This is a genomic window from Type-E symbiont of Plautia stali, assembly GCF_059731115.1.
The window spans coordinates 2,895,615-2,916,281 of sequence record NZ_AP035906.1; the positions used below are offsets into that span (position 1 = coordinate 2,895,615).

A 20,667-nucleotide genomic window follows, 5' to 3' on the forward strand; every position below is an offset into this window, starting at 1 on the left:
AAACCCCTTACTGCGCGCTGTACAGAATCACTGCGGCGGTCGCCAGCAGGTTCAATAACGTCAACGGCAGACACACTTTCCAGCCGAACGACAGCACCTGGTCATAACGTGGACGCGGCAGCGCAGCACGAATCAGGATAAACATCACCATAAAGAACGCCGTTTTCAGGGCGAACCAGATGAATGGCGGCAGGAATGGACCATGCCAGCCACCGAAGAACAGCGTGACAATCAGCGCTGAAACCGTGGTGATCGCCACATATTCACCGACGAAGAACAGACCGAACTTCATACCGGCATATTCGATGTGGTAACCATCGGCCAGTTCCTGTTCCGCTTCTGGCTGGTCAAACGGATGACGGTGACAAACCGCGACGCCCGCGATACAGAAGGTCACGAAGCCGAAGAACTGCGGAATGATGTTCCACAAGTGCGTCTGGCTCTCGACGATGGCGTTCATGTTGAATGAACCGGCTTGCGCCACCACACCCATCAGCGACAGGCCAAGGAACACTTCGTAGCTCAGCGTCTGCGCGGAAGCACGCATTGCACCCAGCAGTGAGTATTTGTTGTTACTCGACCAACCGGCGAACAGCACGGCGTAAACCGCCAGACCGGCCATCATCAGGAAGAACAGCAGACCGATATTCAGGTCTGTCACCATCCAGGTCGGTGAAACCGGCACGATGGCAAACGCCAGCAGCAGCGATACAAAGGCAATAACCGGTGCCAGAGTAAAGATGAAGCGGTCGGTAAACGGCGGAACCCAGTCCTCTTTGAAGAACATTTTGATCATGTCCGCCGCCAGCTGCAGTGAGCCGCCCCAGCCAACACGGTTCGGTCCATAACGGTTCTGCCATAAGCCGAGCAGACGACGCTCGGCGAAACTCATAAAGGCACCACAACCCACCACCACCAGCAGAATCACAATGGTTTTCAGGATCTGGATGAGGATGTCGATAGCGTCCGGTGTCAGCCAGCTCATTGTGCAGCCTCCTGCAGTTTGTCAACTTGCGCACCTGAGAGGAACGGCGGCACACCTGGCATACCCAGCGGCAGACCCACCTGCCCTGCTTGCAGGGAAGTGGAGAAGCGTACTGGCAGACGCAGCGTTTCACCGGCACAAACCAGTTCAACCGCAGAGCCGTTATTGACGCCCAGTTTCTCCGCATCAGCCGGGTTAATCACCAGCGTAGCTGGCGACATACGCTTCTGGAAGGTCGGTGAACGCTGAGTCATCTCTTCACTACCAAACAGCTGATAGTAAGGTGCAACGCGATATTGGCTGCCTTCAACAAAGCTTTCTGGCACGGCGGTGAACCACGGCAGTGATCCTTCGCTCGCTTCAAACAGACGCACACCCGGATCGCCATGACGCAGTTTGCCACCGACTTCAGCCTGGAACTTGTTCCATGCTTGCGGGGAGTTCCAGCCTGGAGCCCAGGCGAATGGAATCTGCGAACGTGGTGCGCCTGGTTGGTTGTTACCTTCCATTGAGAAGGCAAACATGGTGTCTTTGTCTTGCGGCTGACGCGGTTCGTGCACGCTAATATTGGCACGCATCGCGGTACGGCCACTGTTACGGTGCGGTGAACGCGCCAGTTTCTGACCGCGAATACGGAAGCTTGCATCCGGCGCCGCGTCTTTAATACCTTTCAACTGTGGCAATGCTGCAACGGTGGCATCGATCACGTGATCAAGCAGCGTCCAGTCAATCTGACGGCTTTCAACAGTGCTGTGCAGCGAGTGCAGCCAGCGCCAGCTCTCCAGCATCACAATGCTGTTATCGTAGTAAGCCGGATCGTAAACCTGGAAGAAACGCTGTGCGCGGCCTTCCTGGTTGATCGAGGTGCCATCGCTCTCGGCGAAGCTCGCCGTCGAGAGCACCAGACCGGCTTTTTCCAGCGTGGCGGTGCGTTGGTGATCAACCACGATCACGTGTGCGGTGTTGTGCAGTGCCGCATCAACGGTGGCCTTTGGTGCGTGACGATAGAGATCGTTTTCCAGCACCACCAGCGCTTCTGCTTCACCTTTATCCAGCTGCTCCAGCGCGCTATCCAGCGATTGACCACCCATCAGGCCGAGACCAAAGCTGTTAGCTGCACCGGCAAGGAAAGTGATACCGACATCGGCGCCGCGACCTTTCAGTGCTTTTGCCACGTTGGCGGCCGCTTCAATCATCGCGGTGCTGCCAGAGTGAGTACCAGAAATAATCAGTGGTTTTTTGGCACCAGCTAACGCCTGTACCACCACATCCAGCTTGCCATTCAGCTTGCTGTCAAAGCCACTGACTGCTGGAGCGGCTTCATCGAGCGCATTGGCAATAGCGAAGCCGAGACGAGCCTGATCTTCCACCGGTGCGCGATAGCTCCACGCCGCGATATCATCAAGACGGGTTTCATCAACATTGGTGACAAATAGCGGATGTTTGGCGTGCTGACCGATGTTAAGGATCGCCGCGATCTGCCAGTCAGCCACTTTCTGGGCTGCTGCCATTTCACGTGCTTTACCTTTCACCGCCTGACGCACAGAAAGTGCGACACGCGCACCGACCTGAGTCAGATCTTCACCCAGCACCAGCACCGCATCGTAGCTTTCGATTTCGCGCAGTGATGGCGTGTAAATACCGCCTTCCTGCAATACTTTCAGCATCAACTCAACGCGTGCCTGCTCAGCGGCAGGCATACCGGTGGAGAAGTTTTCCGCACCGACAAGTTCACGCAGCGCAAAGTTGCTTTCAATGCTGGCACGCGGTGATCCAATCCCAATCACACGCTTCGCCTGACGCAGTACGTCAGCCGCGGCATTCACCGCTTGTTCGGCATTCAGACTGACCCAATCGTTGCCGCGCTTCTGTACTGGATGACGTGGACGATCTTTGCGGTTCACATAGCCATAACCGAAACGACCACGGTCACACAGGAAGTAGTGGTTTACGGTACCGTTGTAACGGTTTTCGATACGACGCAGTTCACCATAACGCTCGCCTGGGCTGGTGTTACAACCCACGCTGCACTGCTGGCAGATGCTCGGTGCGAACTGCATATCCCATTTACGGTTGTAGCGTTCAGAGTGCGTTTTATCGGTGAATACGCCGGTCGGGCAGATCTCGACCAGGTTACCGGAGAACTCGCTCTCCAGCGTGCCATCTTCCGGGCGACCGAAGTAAACGTTATCGTGGGCACCGTAAACGCCGAGATCTTTGCCGTCTGCGTAATCTTTGTAGTAACGCACGCAGCGATAGCAGGCGATACAGCGGTTCATTTCATGGGAGATGAACGGGCCGAGATCCTGATTCTGGTGCGTACGTTTGGTGAAGCGGTAACGACGGAAGCTGTGGCCCGTCATGACCGTCATATCTTGCAGATGGCAGTTACCGCCCTCTTCGCACACTGGACAGTCGTGCGGATGGTTGGTCATCAGCCATTCCACCACGCTTTCACGAAACTCTTTCGCTTCGCCATCGTCGATGGAAATAAAGGTGCCGTCCGACGCCGGTGTCATGCATGACATAACAAGACGACCACGGGTATCTTCGGCATTCTGGAATTGCTTCACCGCACACTGGCGGCAGGCTCCCACGCTTCCCAGCGCCGGATGCCAGCAAAAATAAGGAATATCAAGGCCCAGAGAGAGACACGCCTGCAACAGGTTGTCCGCTCCGTTCACATCATATTCTTTACCGTCTACATGGATTGTAGCCATAGTGAACATGCTTCCGTAAGGCTCGCCCTAAGACGAGCGTTAAACATCTAATTCTGTCCCCCGCGCCGTGTCGGCGCAGGGTGAATTCCGTGTACGGCGGCTGATTACCAGCGCGCTTTCAGCAGGTTGGGCTGAATACCACCGATCGATCGGGTATTGCCAAACACCTGCGGCGCAATGCCGGCTTCAAACTCTTCACGGAAATATTTAATCGCGCTCTGCAATGGCTCAACGGCACCCGGTGCGTGGGCACAGAAGGTTTTCCCTGGGCCAAGTTGGCGACAGAGTTGCAGCAGGGTTTCGATGTCACCCGGCTGGCCTTTTTTCTGCTCCAGCGCACGCAGGATCTTCACGCTCCATGGCAAACCATCACGGCACGGCGTACACCAGCCACAGGACTCGCGCGCAAAGAATTCTTCCAGATTACGCACCAGCGAAACCATGCCGATTTCATGATCGACCGCCATCGCCAATGCCGTGCCTAAACGGCTGCCGGCTTTACCGATGCTGGCAAATTCCATTGGCAGATCAAGGTGTTGATCGGTCAGGAAATCCGTACCCGCACCGCCTGGCTGCCAGGCTTTAAATTTCAGGCCATCGCGCATGCCACCGGCATAATCTTCCAGAATCTCACGCGCGGTGGTGCCAAACGGCAGTTCCCACACGCCTGGATTTTTCACGCGGCCAGAGAAGCCCATCATTTTGGTACCGGTGTCTTCGCTGGTAGAGATGTTCTTGTACCAGTCAACGCCGTTGAGGAAGATGGCTGGGACGTTGGACAAGGTTTCCACGTTGTTGACGCAGGTTGGCTTGCCCCACACGCCCGCACTCGCCGGGAACGGTGGCTTAGAACGCGGGTTCGCACGACGACCTTCCAGTGAGTTGATCAGCGCGGTCTCTTCACCACAGATGTAACGTCCCGCGCCGGTGTGCACGATCAGTTCAAAATCGAAACCGGTACCGAGGATGTTTTTACCGAGGTATCCCGCTTCGGTGGCCTCGGCAATCGCACGGCGCAGATGCACGGCCGCTTCGATGTACTCGCCACGTAAGAAGATGTAGCCACGATAGGCTTTCAAAGCGAACGCACTGATCAGCATACCTTCCACCAACTGGTGCGGCATTTGCTCCATCAGCAGGCGGTCTTTATAGGTGCCCGGCTCCATTTCATCGGCGTTACACAGCAGGTAACGGATGTTCATGGATTCGTCTTTCGGCATCAGGCTCCACTTCAGGCCGGTGTTAAATCCTGCGCCACCGCGACCTTTTAGACCGGAGTCTTTCACTGCCGCAACGATTTCGTCCTGGCTCATGCCTTTCAGTGCTTTATCAGCGCCGACATAACCGTTTTTACTGCGATATTCATCGATCCACACCGGCTGCTTGTCGTCGCGCAGACGCCAGGTGAGTGGATGCGTTTCCGCAGTACGAATGATCTGTTTAATGGTCATTGATACTGCTCCAGCAGGTTGGCGATGCCTTCCGGCGTCAGATGAACATGGGTATCTTCATCCACCATCATGGTTGGGCCTTTGTCACAGTTGCCCAGGCAGCAGGTTGGCAGCAGGGTAAAGCGGCCATCGGCTGTGGTCTGGCCCGGCTTGATATTCAGATTCTGCTCAAGCGCAGCCTGAATGCCCTGGAAACCGGTGATGTGGCACACCACGCTGTCGCAATAACGAATGACGTGACGGCCAACCGGCGTGCGGTAGATCTGGCTGTAAAACGTCGCCACACCTTCTACGTCACTGGCTGGAATGCCCAACACTTCAGCAATGGCATTGATGGCGCCATCTGGCACCCATCCACGCTGCTTCTGCACGATCTTCAACGCTTCAATTGAGGCGGCGCGTGCATCCTCGTAATGGTGTTTTTCGTGCTCAATAGCGTGGTGCTCGGTCTCGCTCAGCACAAAGACCTCATCAGGGTCGATAGTGTGAATGGCAATTTTTTGATCGTGCATAATTAGCGGTCCACGTCTGACATAACAAAATCGATACTACCGAGGTATACGATCAAGTCGGATACCAGGCTGCCGCGGATCACCGATGGGATCTGCTGCAGGTGCGGGAAGCTTGGCGTACGCACACGGGTGCGGTAGCTCATGGTGCTGCCATCGCTGGTCAGGTAGTAGCTGTTGATCCCTTTAGTCGCTTCAATCATCTGGAAGGATTCGTTGGCCGGCATGACCGGGCCCCACGAAACTTGCAGGAAGTGCGTGATCAGGGTTTCGATGTGTTGCAGCGTGCGCTCTTTTGGTGGCGGCGTGGTCAGCGGGTGATCCGCTTTGAACGGGCCTTCCGGCATGTTTTTCAGGCACTGTTCCAGAATGCGCAGTGACTGCCACATCTCTTCCATTTTCAGTTGAACGCGGGTGTAGGCATCACTAATACCTGCGCCAACAGGGATCTCAAAATCGAAGTTTTCATAGCCTGAATACGGACGCCATTTACGCACGTCAAAGTCGAGACCGGTGGCACGTAAGCCAGCACCAGTGGTGCCCCACGCCAGCGCTTCGTCCATGTTATAGGCCGCAACGCCCTGCGAACGGCCCATCAACACGGTATTGCGCAGTGCGGCTTTGTCATACTCTTTCAGACGCTTCGGCATCCAGTCGAGGAACTCACGCAGCAGACGCTCCCACCCTTTCGGCAGATCGTGTGCCACACCGCCGATGCGGAACCAGGCTGGGTGCATACGGAAACCGGTAATCGCTTCAACCACGTCATAAATTTTCTGACGGTCGGTGAAAGCGAAGAACACCGGCGTCATGGCACCCACGTCCTGGATAAAGGTGGAGATGTACAGCAAGTGACTGTTGATACGGAACAGCTCTGACAGCATCACGCGGATCACGTTGACGCGATCCGGCACGGTGATGCCGGCTAATTTTTCCACCGCCAGCACGTAAGGCATCTCGTTCACGCAGCCGCCGAGATATTCGATACGGTCGGTGTACGGAATATAGCTGTGCCAGGATTGGCGCTCGCCCATCTTCTCAGCACCACGATGGTGGTAGCCGACATCCGGCACGCAGTCGACTATCTCTTCGCCATCCAACTGAAGGATGATACGGAAGGCACCGTGCGCGGACGGGTGGTTAGGACCCAGGTTGAGGAACATGAAGTCCTCATTGGTGGTGCTACGCTTCATGCCCCAGTCTTCAGGCTTGAAGGTCAGCGCCTCCATTTCCAGATCTTCTTTCTGTTTGGTCAGTTCGAACGGGTCGAACTCAGTGGCTCGCGCCGGGTAATCTTTACGCAGCGGATGGCCTTCCCAGGTCTGCGGCATCATGATGCGCGTCAGGTGCGGGTGACCATTAAAGGTGATACCAAACATCTCCCAGGTTTCGCGCTCATACCAGTTGGCATTGGCGAAGATTTTGGTGATGGTTGGCACATTCAGATCGTTTTCAGACAGCGCCACCTTGAGCATGATGTCGCGGTTGCGTTCAATCGAAAGCAGGTGATAGAAAACGGAAAAATCCGCGGCGGGTAAACCGTCGCGGTGGGTACGTAAACGCTCATCGAAACCGTGCAAGTCATACAGCATGACGTACGGCTTTGGCAGCTTACGCAGGAATTCGACAATTTCCAGTAACTGTTCACGTTTCACCCAGACGACCGGAATACCGGTGCGGGTGGCCTGAACGGTAAAGGCATCCGGCCCAAAACGGTTACGCAGCTCGCCGACCACTGGATCATCCAGATGGTCGCGGGTTTGCCATGCAGGCTGAGCGAGATCTTGCGTGGTTAAATCTGTCATACGTTACTCACCATTCCGGCCTGTAATCAGGCGCTAAAAGAAGGCGTCAGGATGGCGGCGCACATTAAATTGTGATGTTCTGCTGCGGCCGTTGTGCCATCCGTGTACGGGAAGCTTAGACTTCGTCTGGCGTTCTCAGGTTAGTGACGGCAATACGCTCGCCGCGTTTTCTTTCACGCTCTGGCTGCATATTGGCGCGATAAACGCCCTGATCACCCACCACCCACGACAGTGGACGGCGCTCTTTACCAATCGACTCACGCAGCAGCAGCAGCGCTTGCATGTAAGCTTCAGGACGCGGTGGGCAGCCCGGAATGTACACGTCAACCGGCAGGAATTTATCCACGCCTTGCACCACAGAGTAGATGTCGTACATGCCGCCCGAGTTTGCACAAGCACCCATGGAGATCACCCATTTCGGTTCCAGCATCTGGTCATACAAACGCTGAATAACCGGCGCCATTTTGGTAAACGGCGTACCGGCGATCACCATAAAGTCAGCCTGACGTGGGGAGGCGCGCATGACTTCCGCACCAAAACGCGCCACGTCATGCACCGCAGTGAATGACGTGGTCATTTCCACGTAGCAACAGGAAAGACCGAAGTTGTACGGCCACAGAGAGTTTTTACGACCCCAGTTCACCATGTCATGCAGGGCATGCTCGAGCTTGCCCATATAGACGCTGCGATGAACGTGCTGCTCCAGAGGATCGGTAACAATCTCCTGTTTCTGCAGCGGATAGCGATCGTTATCACCGCCGCCGTTCGGGTCTACGCGTGTCAGCGTGTAGTCCATCTTATTGCCTCGCTTTTACTGCTTATGAGGGTTGGTGTGGTTGTGACTGACCGGAATTGATTTGACCACTACGCGACGACGCGCAGGAGCCCAATCCAGTGCACCGATGCGCACCAGATAAACCAGGCCTGCCAATAGCACCAAAATGAAAATTGCGGCTTCGACAAAGCCGACCCATCCGCTCTCACGGATTGAAGTCGACCAGGCGTATAAATAGAGGGCTTCGACGTCGAAAATAACGAAGAACATCGCAACCAGATAGAATTTAGCGGAGAGGCGAATATGGGTATCACCGACGGATTCGATACCCGATTCAAACGGGGTGTCTTTATGGCGTGCCCGCGCACGACCACCTAACAACCAACCGCCGGTCAACATGAAGGCACACAGGCCAAATGCAATAACAATAAAAACAATAAACGCCCAGTGATGAGCGATCACTTCTGTGGTTGTCGACATACTCTTTGCTTACTCATCAAAAGTGGCGCTGGCATCCTGCACTGTTGCAGCAAACACACCACATGAATTCAAGGGAAGGATAAAAAACCTTGTAAACTATGCTGTCATTATCAAATAAGCAGCAATTTTATGGGGTTTTTTACTCCTTTCTATAACCTTTTGTCAACTTTGACAAAAGCATCCAAACATTAATTAACACCAGTAGCATATTATTAACAAACGAACCCCATCATACCAGCTAAATCGCTTCAGTTTGTGAGGTTAATTTCAGTGTAGCGGGTATTCACATGCATGGATCGTGCATTTAACAATCATATTTTGACAGGTCTTACAGGGATTTCCCCCCCCTTATAGGGGGTATTTTTTTGATCCAGAACACATAATGGTGTTTTTTGCTGTAAAAATCGGCGATCGGTACAGGCAAATGCCCTGGGAAAGATGGCACGGAATGATAAAGAAGTTCCACTTTGAGCAAAAATGGAACAATTTCCATTTTTCAGGAAGAGAGGAAAATTATTGGTGGTGAATCGCGTTAGAAAGCGTGAATTAAAATGCATAAAAAAAGCCTTAGCTGATGTTTATCAGTCTAAGGCTCATTTTAATAAGTTTTAACAATTAACCGGTATTCCAACGTGAAGGAATAACCCGCTATTGTTGACCTTACTCTTCGTCATCCAGCAGCAGGGTGCCATCTGCATTTGCCGTCAGATTGTAAGGATCGTTGGTGGACTGCATCGCGTTGAAGATCGCCAGCGCCAACTCGTTATCACTGTCTGGGTTACGGCACAGCAGGTACTGAGTATCGGGCAATACCGGCAGCCCTTCAGCTGCACCCATTACACGCAGCTCTGGGCTCATCATCTCAACCGGGCGTGCTGTGACACCCAGACCCGCTTTCACTGCCGCACGCACTGCTGCCAGCGTTGATGCAACATACGAAATGCGCCATGGGATGCCCGCTTCATTCAGGTGATCGATCGCCATGTCACGGTACGGACTTGGTTCATCCAGCAGCACCAGTGGAATGGCTTCGCCGCGCTGGAAGATGTAATCCGCAGCACAGTACCAAAGCGTCGGAGAAGTACGCAGGACCTGATGGGTGAAATTACCAGGACTGGACGTGGTGACAACCAGATCAACCTCACCCTGATTCAGCATTTCCATCATGAACGGGTTGCGTTTGACGCGCACATCAATGGCCAGCTTCGGATAGACCGACGTTACGCGGTTAAGCAGGAACGGCAGAATGGTATCGGAAGTGTCATCGGAGGCGCCGATAGTCAGTACGCCCTGGATGTTGCTGTACATTAAAGAGGTGCACGCTTCGTCATTGAAACGAAGGATCTTTCTGGCGTAGCCTAGCAACTGAATGCCATGCTCCGTCAACAGTTTATTACGTCCATGTCTGGCAAACAGCTCTTTACCTACCAATTGTTCCAGACGTTGCATCTGCTGACTTACTGCGGATTGCGTTCTGCACACTGCTGCAGCCGCCGCCGCAAAAGTATTCAAGTCAGCGACAGCAACAAAAGTACGCAGCAGATCGAGGTCGAGATTCAGTATCGGACGATTTGCATTAGTCATGTTTTTTCTTCACTTATAAGATTTTTTAAAACTACTACCCTGGTGTATTACCCTACTTATCAAATAGATAAGAGGTAATGGTGCTTAATGACAGCCCTGTGTGGAGCTGTCATGGAAAAATCGTGTCAGGCGGATGCCGACGGATACGTCACTCTGTATTCAGAGGAGTGCCGTCTAATAAGACAGAACAACTTCGGGTCCGAAGACGTATGTCGCACAGGTGCTGGAAGCTGCGTAGTTGTCTAGTTTCCCGCGAAAACGGCCTGCGGGTCAAAAAGAGATAACATCATGTTATGCTGATGCGAAGCGATAAAGTGCATCAAATAATAAATTATACTTAATCATTTTTACGCTTTAAAGGGAAATGTTTTTGATCAAATCATCGCATTTTTTGACCAAATCCCTTTTCCGCCACATCCTGCCACAACAGCGCTCATTTTTTAACCCCCCAGGTTCTTAAACTGCTGCAGCTGCGTTAAAGTTACAGTGTAAATGCTATTTAAACTGCTGCTGTTATCAGAACAGGTCACTTCGCAGCGCTTCATGCTGCCACCTTAAACTGATTAAGAATGCATGACATTTAATGGCACCAGCGATGGCTGCAACGGCACTGTTTAGTTCTTCGACATCCAACAAGATTTCTTTAACTATTTCATCAGGTCGCTAATGGTTTTTTTTGCAGGATGTAAATAAAAAATTTCTTAATGACCTCCATTTTCTATGGATTAGCGGCTTTACAGTGCCAGCACAAACCACCAGCATTTTATATTACAGAAAAATCAAACAATAGAGTTATTAACCAGATTAACCTTCGCAAACTGCGTTTTACGCCACTCAAGACAGGAATCATTGGCAAACGCGCCAAAACCTTAAGCCGCCCTTCTTTTGTGACAGTGAGAGGAGTAAATTGGGCAGGTTTCATTTTGGTGGCAGGTTAAAGGACTCTGCCCGTTAAGGCGGTAACGATGAATTTTCAAATTGATAAATCCGGCAAGCTGGAAAATGTCTGTTATGACATCCGTGGCCCGGTACTGAAAGAAGCTAAGCGTCTGGAAGAAGAAGGTAATAAAGTTCTCAAACTCAACATCGGCAACCCTGCCCCGTTTGGTTTTGAAGCCCCTGATGAAATTCTGGTTGATGTGATTCGCAACCTGCCGAGCTCGCAAGGCTATTGTGATTCAAAAGGGCTGTATTCGGCGCGTAAAGCGATTATGCAGCACTACCAGGCGCGTGATATGCGCGATGTTACCGTCGAAGATATCTACATTGGTAACGGTGTATCTGAACTGATTGTGCAGGCGATGCAAGCATTGCTGAACAGTGGTGATGAGATGCTGGTACCTGCGCCAGATTATCCCTTATGGACGGCAGCCGTGTCGCTGTCGAGCGGTAAAGCTGTGCATTATCTGTGTGATGAGTCTGCGGGCTGGTTCCCGGATTTGGACGATATCCGGAGTAAGATAACTCCGCGCACGCGTGGCATCGTCATCATTAACCCGAACAACCCAACGGGTGCGGTGTACAGCAAAGAACTGCTGATGGAAGTGGTGGAGATTGCGCGTCAGCACAACCTGATCATTTTCGCTGACGAAATCTACGACAAGATTTTGTATGACGAGTCACAGCACCATTCGATTGCGGCACTGGCGCCGGATCTGCTGACCGTGACCTTTAATGGCCTGTCTAAAACCTACCGTGTTGCGGGATTCCGTCAGGGTTGGATGGTGTTAAACGGTCCGAAGAAACACGCTAAGGGCTATATCGAAGGGCTGGAGATGCTGGCGTCGATGCGTTTGTGCGCCAACGTGCCTGCTCAGCATGCGATTCAAACGGCGTTAGGTGGCTATCAAAGTATCAGCGAGTTTATTGCACCTGGTGGTCGTTTGTATGAACAGCGCCAACGTGCCTGGGAATTGATCAACGACATTCCGGGCGTCAGCTGCGTGAAACCGCAAGGCGCTTTGTACATGTTCCCGCGCATCGATCCCAAGAAATTCAACATCTTTGACGATCAAAAAATGGTGCTGGATTTCCTGTTACAAGAGAAAGTGCTACTGGTTCAGGGTACCGCCTTTAACTGGCCATGGCCGGATCATGTGCGCATCGTCACCTTGCCACGTGTTGATGATCTGGAGATGGCGATCAATAAATTTGGTCGTTTCCTGCAAGGCTATCGTCAGTAGTCTGACACACTGACCCGCAATGCATGCATGCATGCAGGCAGCAAGTGAATGAATTCAGGTTGCTTACCTGCGTGAGCGACTTGGGTAAGTGAACGCAGCTAACGCACATGCAACCCGAAGTATGAAGGGTATATACTGTTTTCATCTCGGGGAAGGCACTCCTTCCCCGCCGTGAGAACAGGAACCGTCTATGACCCGTAGCCACTTTTTTGCTCATCTCTCCCGTCTTAAACTGATCAATCGCTGGCCATTGATGCGCAACGTTCGCACCGAAAATGTCTCTGAACACAGTCTTCAGGTGGCGATGGTGGCGCATGCGTTGGCCATCATCAAAAACAAAAAATTTAACGGCAATCTCAATGCAGAGCGTATTGCGATGCTGGCGCTGTATCACGATGCCAGTGAAGTGCTGACCGGTGATTTACCCACGCCGGTGAAGTATTACAACGCGCAAATTGCTCATGAGTACAAAAAGATCGAAAAGATCGCTCAGCAGAAGTTGATCGAGATGTTGCCGCCGGAATTGCAGGATGCCTACCGTCCGTTGATTGACGAGCATTTACATAGCGAGAGTGAACAAGCGGTGGTGAAGCAGGCTGACGCGCTGTGCGCCTACGTGAAATGTCTGGAAGAGCTGTCAGCAGGAAATAACGAGTTTTTGCTGGCTAAGGCACGTCTGGAGAAAACACTGTCACAGCGTCGTTCCCCTGAAATGGATTTCTTTGTAGAGATATTCATTCCAAGCTTTAGCCTGTCGCTGGATGAAATTTCTCAGGATACCCCATTATAAAAAACGGGCCGCTATGGCCCGTTCTGTCAGACGTTGGCAGAAAGCGTAAACATGCCGTTTTCTGTAGGTGAAACCACCAGCGGTTCCAGTGTTTTCACCTGCCAGGTCACTTCATTCAGGCGCGGGGCATCCGTGGGGGCATTAACCGCAACCACTGCACTGCGCGCCTCCAGCCCGGCAATGATGCCGGCGGGCGCATCTTCAACCACAACGCATTCCGCTGCAGGCAGTCCCAGGCGTTCAGCACCCAGCAGATACGGCTCCGGGTTCGGTTTACCCAATTTGATGTTTTCTGCGGTAATGAACACTTCCGGCATGGGTAAACCCGCCGCTTTGTGACGCGCGTGAGCCACCGGGATAGATCCTGAGGTCACTATTGCCCAGGGAATCTGCAGTTCGTTGAGTGTGGCGAGCAATGCCTTTGCCCCCGGTATCGCTTGCACGCCCTGCGTGTCTTCTGCTTCTAAACGCTCAAGCCACATAAACTCCGCCTGAATCGCCTCTTCAGACTGGCCTGCCATAAAATGGCGCAGTGAATTGATCGCTGGCTTACCGTGTATGAAGTTCAGGACTTCTTCCGCCGCAAGACCCTGGCGCTCGCCCCACAATGACCATGCGCGGATCACCGCAGGCAACGAATCCACCAACGTACCGTCCAAATCAAACAGAAAACCCCTGTACTCCACGCGTTGCTCCTTATTCAGGCATTGAGAATCTGCGCGATTTCGTTCGCGCTAAGATGATACTGACGCGGACAAGTGTGCCACACCGCCAGCATACGTTGGTATTTTTCCCACATCGGCGTCTGAGCATTGAAGCCGTGAGTTCCAGAATCAAAATGGGTGTAGCGTCCTTCGACGTTCACCATAAAGCGCACATAGCCGAGATAGCGCGCCTCGGTGGCCGCATCAAAGCCGAGAAACGCCAGACGGCGCTCTTCGATACTATTGGCTTCTTTCAGGTTCGACCAGGAGACATGCAGCGCATGGTGCATTTCCATAATATCGATGAGTTGGCGGCAGGTGGCTTCCGTTAGCTCGCCAAACTCTTTGTCGAGTTCGCGCAGTTGCAGGCCGTAGCCCCGTTCGATGATGGTCTGGTAGCGGCGATAGCGCTCCGCATTTTCCGGCTCAAGCATCGCCATCATTTTGTATTGATTGGAGAGGATCAGTCGTTGTGCATGGGTCATTTCCACGGTTCGCTCCCGGGCCATCACGGCCGCTTAAGATTTAAACAATGGATAAATGATTACACAAGTAAAGCGATGCGTGTTTGCCCGCATCACTTTTCTTTGATTTAAACCCGGTTACTGCACACATTCTCTGGCAGTAAAAGGGGATGATCGATCAAAGATCGTCGAGGAAGGTACGGTCGAGTTGTTTGAAGGCGCGCTTCAGCACATCGGCCAGCGCCTGATAAGTCGGTTTACCATCAACAGGGGCAATCGCTTGTCCCGCTTCTTCCAGTTTTGCGCGCACTTCGTGGAACCAGTGCAGCAACGTCGGCGGCAATGGCGTGATGGAGCGCTTACCCAGCCACCACAATCCCTGCATCGGCAGACTGCAGGCAAACAGTGCAGTGGCAATCGCCGGTCCCAACTGTCCGCCCATGGCGATTTGCCACGTCAGGGTGAATATCGCCAGCGGGGGCATAAAGCGGATGGCAAAACGCGTTGCCGTCACCACGCGGTTTTCCGGGAACATGGGTGCCAGTCGCTTATCGGCTGGCCAGGTCTTCATGTAACGCTGACCGTTCTGGAATAAACCAAACCAGCCGGGATTGCTTGTGTCATTCGCCATGATAGACCTCAACTAATTCTGCAACGATTAAAATAAAATGATAACTACACAACTTTACGTGACATCCTTCAAAAGATTTTGTCTTTGCGGGTGACAGTGGGTATTCTGACGCCGTTTTAGCAACATTACCGGAAGCTTCAGCTCAATAAAAGAGCGGTTCAGAGCCATGTTTCGCTAAGCAGATTTCAAAAATCTGCGTAAAATTACCGAAATTTTTTTTGCATGTCGGTCTCTTTTTGACTACCGCATGATGTTAATCATTAATCTACCAGCATTCATGGGCTACGCTGTTAGTCTGATTGCGTTATTTTTAGCCACTCTTTAATCAATAGGTACTTCCATGTCAACGAAGTTAGTACTGGTTCTGAACTGCGGCAGCTCCTCCCTTAAGTTTGCCATCCTCAATCCAGCCACCGGTGACGAATATCTGTCAGGTCTGGCGGAGTGTTTCCATTTACCAGAAGCGCGTATCAAATGGAAACTGGAAGGCAGCAAACAAGAAGCACCTCTGGGTGCAGGTGCAGCGCACAGTGAAGCGCTGAACTTCATTGTTAAAACTATTCTGGCACAAAAACCAGAGCTTTCGGCACAAATCGCTGCAATCGGCCATCGTATCGTCCACGGTGGCGAGCAGCTGACAAAATCAGTCATCATCGATGAATCGGTGATTCAGGGCATTAAAGATGCTTCCTCTTTTGCTCCGCTGCACAACCCGGCGCATCTGATCGGTATCGACGAAGCACTGAAGAACTTCCCTCATCTGTCAGATAAGAATGTGGCGGTTTTTGATACGGCATTCCATCAGACTATGCCGGAAGAGTCATATCTTTATGCCCTGCCGTACAAACTGTACAAAGAGCACGGCGTTCGTCGCTACGGCGCACACGGCACCAGCCACTACTATGTGACTCAGGAAGCCGCCAAAATGCTGAACAAGCCAGTTAATGAACTGAATATCATTACTTGCCACCTCGGCAACGGCGGTTCAGTCTCTGCAATCCGTAACGGCCAGTGCGTCGATACTTCTATGGGTTTGACGCCGCTGGAAGGTCTGGTGATGGGCACCCGCAGTGGTGATATCGACCCGGCTATCGTGTTCTTCCTGCATGACACCCTCGGTATGAGTGTGGATGCGATCAATAAACTGCTGACCAAAGAGTCTGGTCTGCTGGGTCTGACCGAAGTCACCAGTGACTGCCGCTATGTTGAAGACAACTACGCGACCAAAGAAGATGCCAAGCGTGCGATGGACGTGTTCTGCCATCGTCTGGCGAAATACATCGGCAGCTACACCGCGCTGATGGAAGGTCGTCTGGATGCCGTGGTATTCACCGGTGGTATCGGTGAGAACGCGGCGATGGTGCGTGAGCTGGCGCTGGCGAAACTGGGTCTGCTGGGCTTTGAAGTGGATCACGAGCGTAACCTCGCGGCCCGCTTCGGTAAGTCTGGCTTTATCAACAAAGAGGGCACCCGCCCGGCCGTGGTGATCCCAACCAACGAAGAGTTGGTTATCGCCCAGGACGCCGCGCGTCTGACCGCCTAAATACACTTCTCTCCGTCAGCTCAGGCTGACGGAGTTGTTTTGGCTAGTCTGCAACACCTGAGAGGTTTTTATAGTGTCACGTACAATCATGCTCATCCCTACCGGCACCAGCGTCGGCCTGACCAGCGTCAGCCTCGGCGTGATTCGTGCCATGGAGCGCAAAGGCGTTCGCCTGAGCGTGTTCAAGCCGATTGCCCAGCCACGTGCGGGCGGCGATGCGCCCGATCAGACCACCACCATCATTCGTAAGAACTCCGCGATCCCTGCCGCTGAACCGCTGCAGATGTCACGCGTTGAGTCACTGTTGGGTTCGAACCAGCAAGACGTGTTGATGGAAGAGATCATTGCTAACTACCACGCTAATGCGCAAGACGCAGAAGTGGTGTTGGTTGAAGGACTGGTGCCAACCCGCAAGCATCAGTTTGCCTCTTCACTGAACTATGAAATCGCAAAAACCCTGAATGCGGAAATCGTGTTCGTGACGGCGCTGGGCAATGATTCGCCTGCGCAGTTGAAAGAGCGCATTGAATTAACGCAAAGCAGCTTTGGCGGCAGTAAGAACAAAAACATCACCGGCGTGATCATTAATAAACTGAACGCGCCAGTGGATGAGCAGGGTCGTACGCGCCCTGACCTGTCTGAAATTTTCGATGATTCGACGAAAGCAAATATTGCCAATATCGATCCTAAGCAGCTGTTTGCTAACAGCCCATTGCCGATTCTGGGCTGTGTACCCTGGAGTTTCGATCTGATCGCGACGCGTGCCATCGATATGTGCCGCCATCTGAATGCAGAGATTATTAACGAAGGTGAGATCCAGACCCGCCGCGTGAAATCGGTGACGTTCTGCGCACGTAGCATTCCGCATATGCTGGAGCACTTCCGTCCGGGTTCACTGCTGGTGACATCGGCCGATCGTCCAGACGTGCTGGTTGCAGCTTGTCTCGCCGCCATGAACGGTATTGAGATCGGTGCCGTGTTGCTGACCGGTGGTTATCAGATTGAAGCACCGATTGCGCGTCTGTGTGAACGCGCCTTCCAGACGGGCCTGCCGGTGTTTATGGTGAAAACCAATACCTGGCAGACTTCGCTGAGCCTGCAGAGCTTTAATCTGGAAGTGCCTGCAGATGATACCCAGCGCATTGAGAAGGTGCAGGAGTATGTGGCCAGCTTTATCGATGCCGATTGGGTGGAGTCACTCACTGCAACTTCCGAACGTAGCCGTCGTCTGTCTCCACCAGCCTTCCGTTATCAACTGACCGAGCTGGCACGTAAAGCAGGCAAACGCATTGTGCTGCCAGAAGGCGACGAGCCGCGTACGGTGAAAGCGGCGGCGATTTGTGCCGAGCGTGGCATTGCATCTTGTGTACTGTTGGGTAACCCTGACGAGATCCAGCGTGTGGCTGCCGCTCAGGGTGTGGTGCTGGGCCAGGGCATTGAGATTGTCGATCCAGAAGTGGTGCGCGAGAATTATGTGCCGCGTTTGGTTGAGTTGCGTAAGAGCAAAGGCATGACCGAAGTGGTCGCGCAGGAGCAGCTGGAAGATAACGTGATGCTCGGCACCATGATGCTGGAGCGCGGTGAAGTGGACGGTTTGGTGTCAGGTGCTGTTCATACCACCGCCAATACCATTCGTCCGCCGTTGCAGTTGATCAAGACCGCGCCAAACAGTTCACTGGTGTCTTCCGTGTTCTTTATGCTGCTGCCTGAGCAGGTGCTGGTGTACGGTGACTGCGCGATTAACCCGGATCCGAATCCAGAACAGCTGGCAGAGATCGCTATTCAATCTGCGGACTCTGCTAAGGCCTTTGGTATTGATCCACGCGTGGCGATGATTTCTTACTCAACCGGTAACTCTGGTGCGGGTAGCGATGTTGAGAAGGTACGCGAGGCGACGCGTATCGCGCAGGAGAAACGTCCTGACCTGGTGATCGATGGTCCATTGCAGTATGACGCCGCGATTATGGAAGATGTGGCGAAATCAAAAGCGCCAAACTCAGCGGTTGCAGGTCGCGCTACCGTGTTTATCTTCCCGGATCTGAACACCGGTAATACCACTTATAAAGCGGTACAGCGTTCGGCAGATCTGATTTCCATCGGGCCGATGTTGCAAGGTATGCGTAAGCCAGTGAACGATCTTTCACGTGGCGCGTTGGTGGATGACATTGTTTATACCATCGCACTGACCGCGATTCAGTCACAGCAGGCGGAAGGCTAATTTCTTTTTCTTGCCGCTGAATGTGGAGAGCATGAGGGTTAGACCTTGTGCTCTTTTTTTTGCTTTAAGATTGGTGGGTGGTGAAGGTTGGGTGCTGTTGTTGCTGTGGGCTGGGTGCGATTGTCGCTGTGGGCTGGGTGCAGTTGTTGCTGAATGCCCGGTGTAAACGACAGGGAAGGCCAGTCCGATCGCGAAGGATTAACGCATCCCTGCAGATCGGCCGCGCCGTCCATGGCGCGGACGCTTCGCTCTTCGCACTGGCCTTCCCTGCCTTTCAAACTTGATCATCGCTTTTGTGGTAAACACCTCAGCATTCTGACTGTTTGTCATGAAAGGCTATGTCGTACGTTTCTGTTAATACTCTTCTTCCCTGCCCTTCAAACTTCATCATCGCTTTTGTGGCGCACACCTTCGTATTCAGAGCGAATGTAACGTGGCGACTTTCACGCAGTGGTTCACTGGCGAAAAAGCATCCTGCCGCTCACACTGATGACAGGCTCCCGTGACTTGCGAGGTGAATGATGAGCAACAGTGATGTGCACCGTCGTCGATTGAAGGCCACGCCGCGCGGTGTGGGTGTGATGTGTGATTTCTATGCGGTGAAGGCGGAAAACGCCACGGTTTGGGATCAGAATGGGCGTGAATACACTGACTTCGCGGCAGGCATTGCGGTGCTGAATACCGGACATCGTCATCCTAAAGTGATGGCAGCCGTGCAGCAGCAGCTGGATTGCTTTACCCATACCGCGTTTCAGGTCATCCCTTACGAGAATTATATTCATCTCGCTGAGCGGCTTAACCAGCGCGTGCCAATGAGCGGCGAGGTGAAAACCACCTTCTTTTCCAGCGGTGCAGAAGCAGTGGAGAACGCGGTGAAGATTGCCCGCGCGGCGACGGGCCGTCCCGGCGTTATTGCGTTCACTGGCGCATTCCACGGGCGCACCAATATGACCATGTCGTTGACGGGCAAAGTCGTGCCTTACAAAACCGGCTTTGGTCCGTTTGCCGGCTCGGTGTTTCATGCTCACTACCCTAATGCGCTGCACAATGTGAGCGTGCATCAGGCATTGGAGAGTCTGGAAGCGATTTTCCGCAGCGATATTAGTCCACAGCAGGTGGCGGCGATCATCTTTGAACCGGTGCAGGGCGAAGGCGGTTTTTATATTGCGCCGCCGGAGTTTGTCTCTGCGTTGCGCGCGCTGTGCGATCGTCACGGCATCTTGTTAATCGCCGATGAGATTCAGAGCGGTTTTGCACGCACCGGCAAGCTGTTCGCCACTGAGTATTACGATGTGCAGCCAGATTTGATCACCATGGCAAAAAGTCTGGCGGGCGGGTTTCCGTTATCGGCCGTATCTGGGCGTGCCGAAGTGATGGATGCCCCTGAACCGGGTGGTTTAGGTGGCACTTATGCGGGCAGCCCGCCCGCGATAGCCGCCGCGCATGCCGTGCTGGATATTATTGATGAAGAACAGCTGTGCGCACGCGCTAATCAATTGGGCGAACAGCTCAGTGCCACTTTGCGGAGTGCTGGATGCGCATCCCTTGCTGAGGTGCGTGGGTACGGCTCAATGGTTGCGGCAGAGTTTCAGGATGACTCAGGCCGACCATCAGCAGAAATCACCAAAGCGATTCAGTTACAGGCGCTGGCGCAAGGGCTGATTTTACTGACCTGTGGCGTACACAGTAATGTGATCCGATTCCTTTACCCGCTGACGATTCCACAGCCGCAGTTTGATAAGGCCCTGCAACTGCTCAAAGACATTTTACGTGAGCACTAGAAATAACAAAGGCGCCGTTTGGCGCCTTGTTCGAACGTAGCGGA

General features: G+C 53.0%; 17 protein-coding genes. 6 read left to right on the top strand and 11 right to left on the bottom strand.

The window, feature by feature from the left end; genetic code table 11:
* Nucleotides 1-7: 7 nt before the first annotated feature.
* The 8 genes from nuoH to lrhA all read right to left on the bottom strand — a co-directional run bounded on the left by nuoH (nt 8) and on the right by lrhA (nt 10,309).
* Nucleotides 8-985: an NADH-quinone oxidoreductase subunit NuoH gene (gene nuoH / locus AC6I8L_RS13280; RefSeq protein WP_045813644.1), complete on the bottom strand. Its 978-nt coding sequence runs from the start codon at nt 983-985 to the stop codon at nt 8-10.
* Complete coding sequence (gene nuoG, locus AC6I8L_RS13285; RefSeq protein ID WP_034825065.1) at nt 982-3,705, bottom strand: NADH-quinone oxidoreductase subunit NuoG; 2,724 nt, start codon at nt 3,703-3,705, stop codon at nt 982-984. Before nuoG ends, nuoH begins: the two co-directional genes overlap by 4 nt.
* Before the next feature lie 104 nt (nt 3,706-3,809).
* Nucleotides 3,810-5,150, bottom strand: coding sequence for an NADH-quinone oxidoreductase subunit NuoF (gene nuoF / locus AC6I8L_RS13290; protein WP_176505727.1), 1,341 nt, complete (start codon nt 5,148-5,150; stop codon nt 3,810-3,812).
* 2 nt (nt 5,151-5,152) lie between these two features.
* Complete coding sequence (gene nuoE / locus AC6I8L_RS13295; protein WP_058961298.1) at nt 5,153-5,668, bottom strand: NADH-quinone oxidoreductase subunit NuoE; 516 nt, start codon at nt 5,666-5,668, stop codon at nt 5,153-5,155.
* 2 nt (nt 5,669-5,670) lie between these two features.
* Entirely contained in the window at nt 5,671-7,470 is a 1,800-nt protein-coding gene (gene nuoC / locus AC6I8L_RS13300) for an NADH-quinone oxidoreductase subunit C/D (RefSeq protein WP_058961297.1), read from the bottom strand.
* Nucleotides 7,471-7,585: 115 nt separating this feature from the next.
* On the bottom strand, nt 7,586-8,266 hold the full coding sequence (locus AC6I8L_RS13305) for a NuoB/complex I 20 kDa subunit family protein (RefSeq protein WP_007889318.1): 681 nt from the start codon (nt 8,264-8,266) through the stop codon (nt 7,586-7,588).
* A 15-nt stretch (nt 8,267-8,281) separates the two neighbouring features.
* On the bottom strand, nt 8,282-8,725 hold the full coding sequence (locus tag AC6I8L_RS13310) for an NADH-quinone oxidoreductase subunit A (protein ID WP_034825074.1): 444 nt from the start codon (nt 8,723-8,725) through the stop codon (nt 8,282-8,284).
* Between the two features lie 660 nt (nt 8,726-9,385).
* Nucleotides 9,386-10,309, bottom strand: coding sequence for a transcriptional regulator LrhA (lrhA, locus tag AC6I8L_RS13315; RefSeq protein ID WP_058961296.1), 924 nt, complete (start codon nt 10,307-10,309; stop codon nt 9,386-9,388).
* 704 nt (nt 10,310-11,013) lie between these two features.
* On the opposite strand from lrhA, the gene AC6I8L_RS13320 reads away from it, so the two are divergent.
* From AC6I8L_RS13320 to yfbR, 3 genes are all read left to right on the top strand, one after another.
* The gene (locus AC6I8L_RS13320; RefSeq protein WP_153012312.1) at nt 11,014-11,247 is read left to right on the top strand and encodes a hypothetical protein; all 234 of its coding nucleotides are present in this window, start codon (nt 11,014-11,016) and stop codon (nt 11,245-11,247) included.
* A 27-nt stretch (nt 11,248-11,274) separates the two neighbouring features.
* Complete coding sequence (locus AC6I8L_RS13325) at nt 11,275-12,492, top strand: pyridoxal phosphate-dependent aminotransferase (RefSeq protein ID WP_034825078.1); 1,218 nt, start codon at nt 11,275-11,277, stop codon at nt 12,490-12,492.
* Between the two features lie 190 nt (nt 12,493-12,682).
* A complete protein-coding gene (yfbR, locus tag AC6I8L_RS13330) occupies nt 12,683-13,282 on the top strand; it encodes a 5'-deoxynucleotidase (RefSeq protein WP_479399087.1) in 600 nt (199 codons plus the stop codon).
* A 26-nt stretch (nt 13,283-13,308) separates the two neighbouring features.
* Here the strand turns inward: yfbR and AC6I8L_RS13335 are convergent, their stop codons facing one another.
* From AC6I8L_RS13335 to yfbV, 3 genes are all read right to left on the bottom strand, one after another.
* On the bottom strand, nt 13,309-13,968 hold the full coding sequence (locus AC6I8L_RS13335) for a sugar phosphatase (RefSeq protein ID WP_058961295.1): 660 nt from the start codon (nt 13,966-13,968) through the stop codon (nt 13,309-13,311).
* A 14-nt stretch (nt 13,969-13,982) separates the two neighbouring features.
* Nucleotides 13,983-14,477 (bottom strand): YfbU family protein, encoded by a 495-nt coding sequence (locus AC6I8L_RS13340; RefSeq protein WP_058961294.1) that lies wholly within the window; start codon nt 14,475-14,477, stop codon nt 13,983-13,985.
* A gap of 151 nt (nt 14,478-14,628) precedes the next feature.
* Nucleotides 14,629-15,081, bottom strand: coding sequence for a terminus macrodomain insulation protein YfbV (gene yfbV, locus AC6I8L_RS13345; protein ID WP_034825085.1), 453 nt, complete (start codon nt 15,079-15,081; stop codon nt 14,629-14,631).
* 340 nt (nt 15,082-15,421) lie between these two features.
* Here yfbV and ackA point away from each other — a divergent pair, with 340 nt between their 5' ends.
* From ackA to AC6I8L_RS13360, 3 genes are all read left to right on the top strand, one after another.
* On the top strand, nt 15,422-16,624 hold the full coding sequence (gene ackA, locus AC6I8L_RS13350) for an acetate kinase (protein WP_034825086.1): 1,203 nt from the start codon (nt 15,422-15,424) through the stop codon (nt 16,622-16,624).
* Nucleotides 16,625-16,697: 73 nt separating this feature from the next.
* Nucleotides 16,698-18,842, top strand: a complete 2,145-nt coding sequence (gene pta, locus AC6I8L_RS13355; RefSeq protein WP_182058733.1) for a phosphate acetyltransferase — start codon at nt 16,698-16,700, stop codon at nt 18,840-18,842.
* A 521-nt stretch (nt 18,843-19,363) separates the two neighbouring features.
* On the top strand, nt 19,364-20,623 hold the full coding sequence (locus tag AC6I8L_RS13360; protein ID WP_058961293.1) for a 4-aminobutyrate--2-oxoglutarate transaminase: 1,260 nt from the start codon (nt 19,364-19,366) through the stop codon (nt 20,621-20,623).
* Nucleotides 20,624-20,667: the final 44 nt, after the last annotated feature.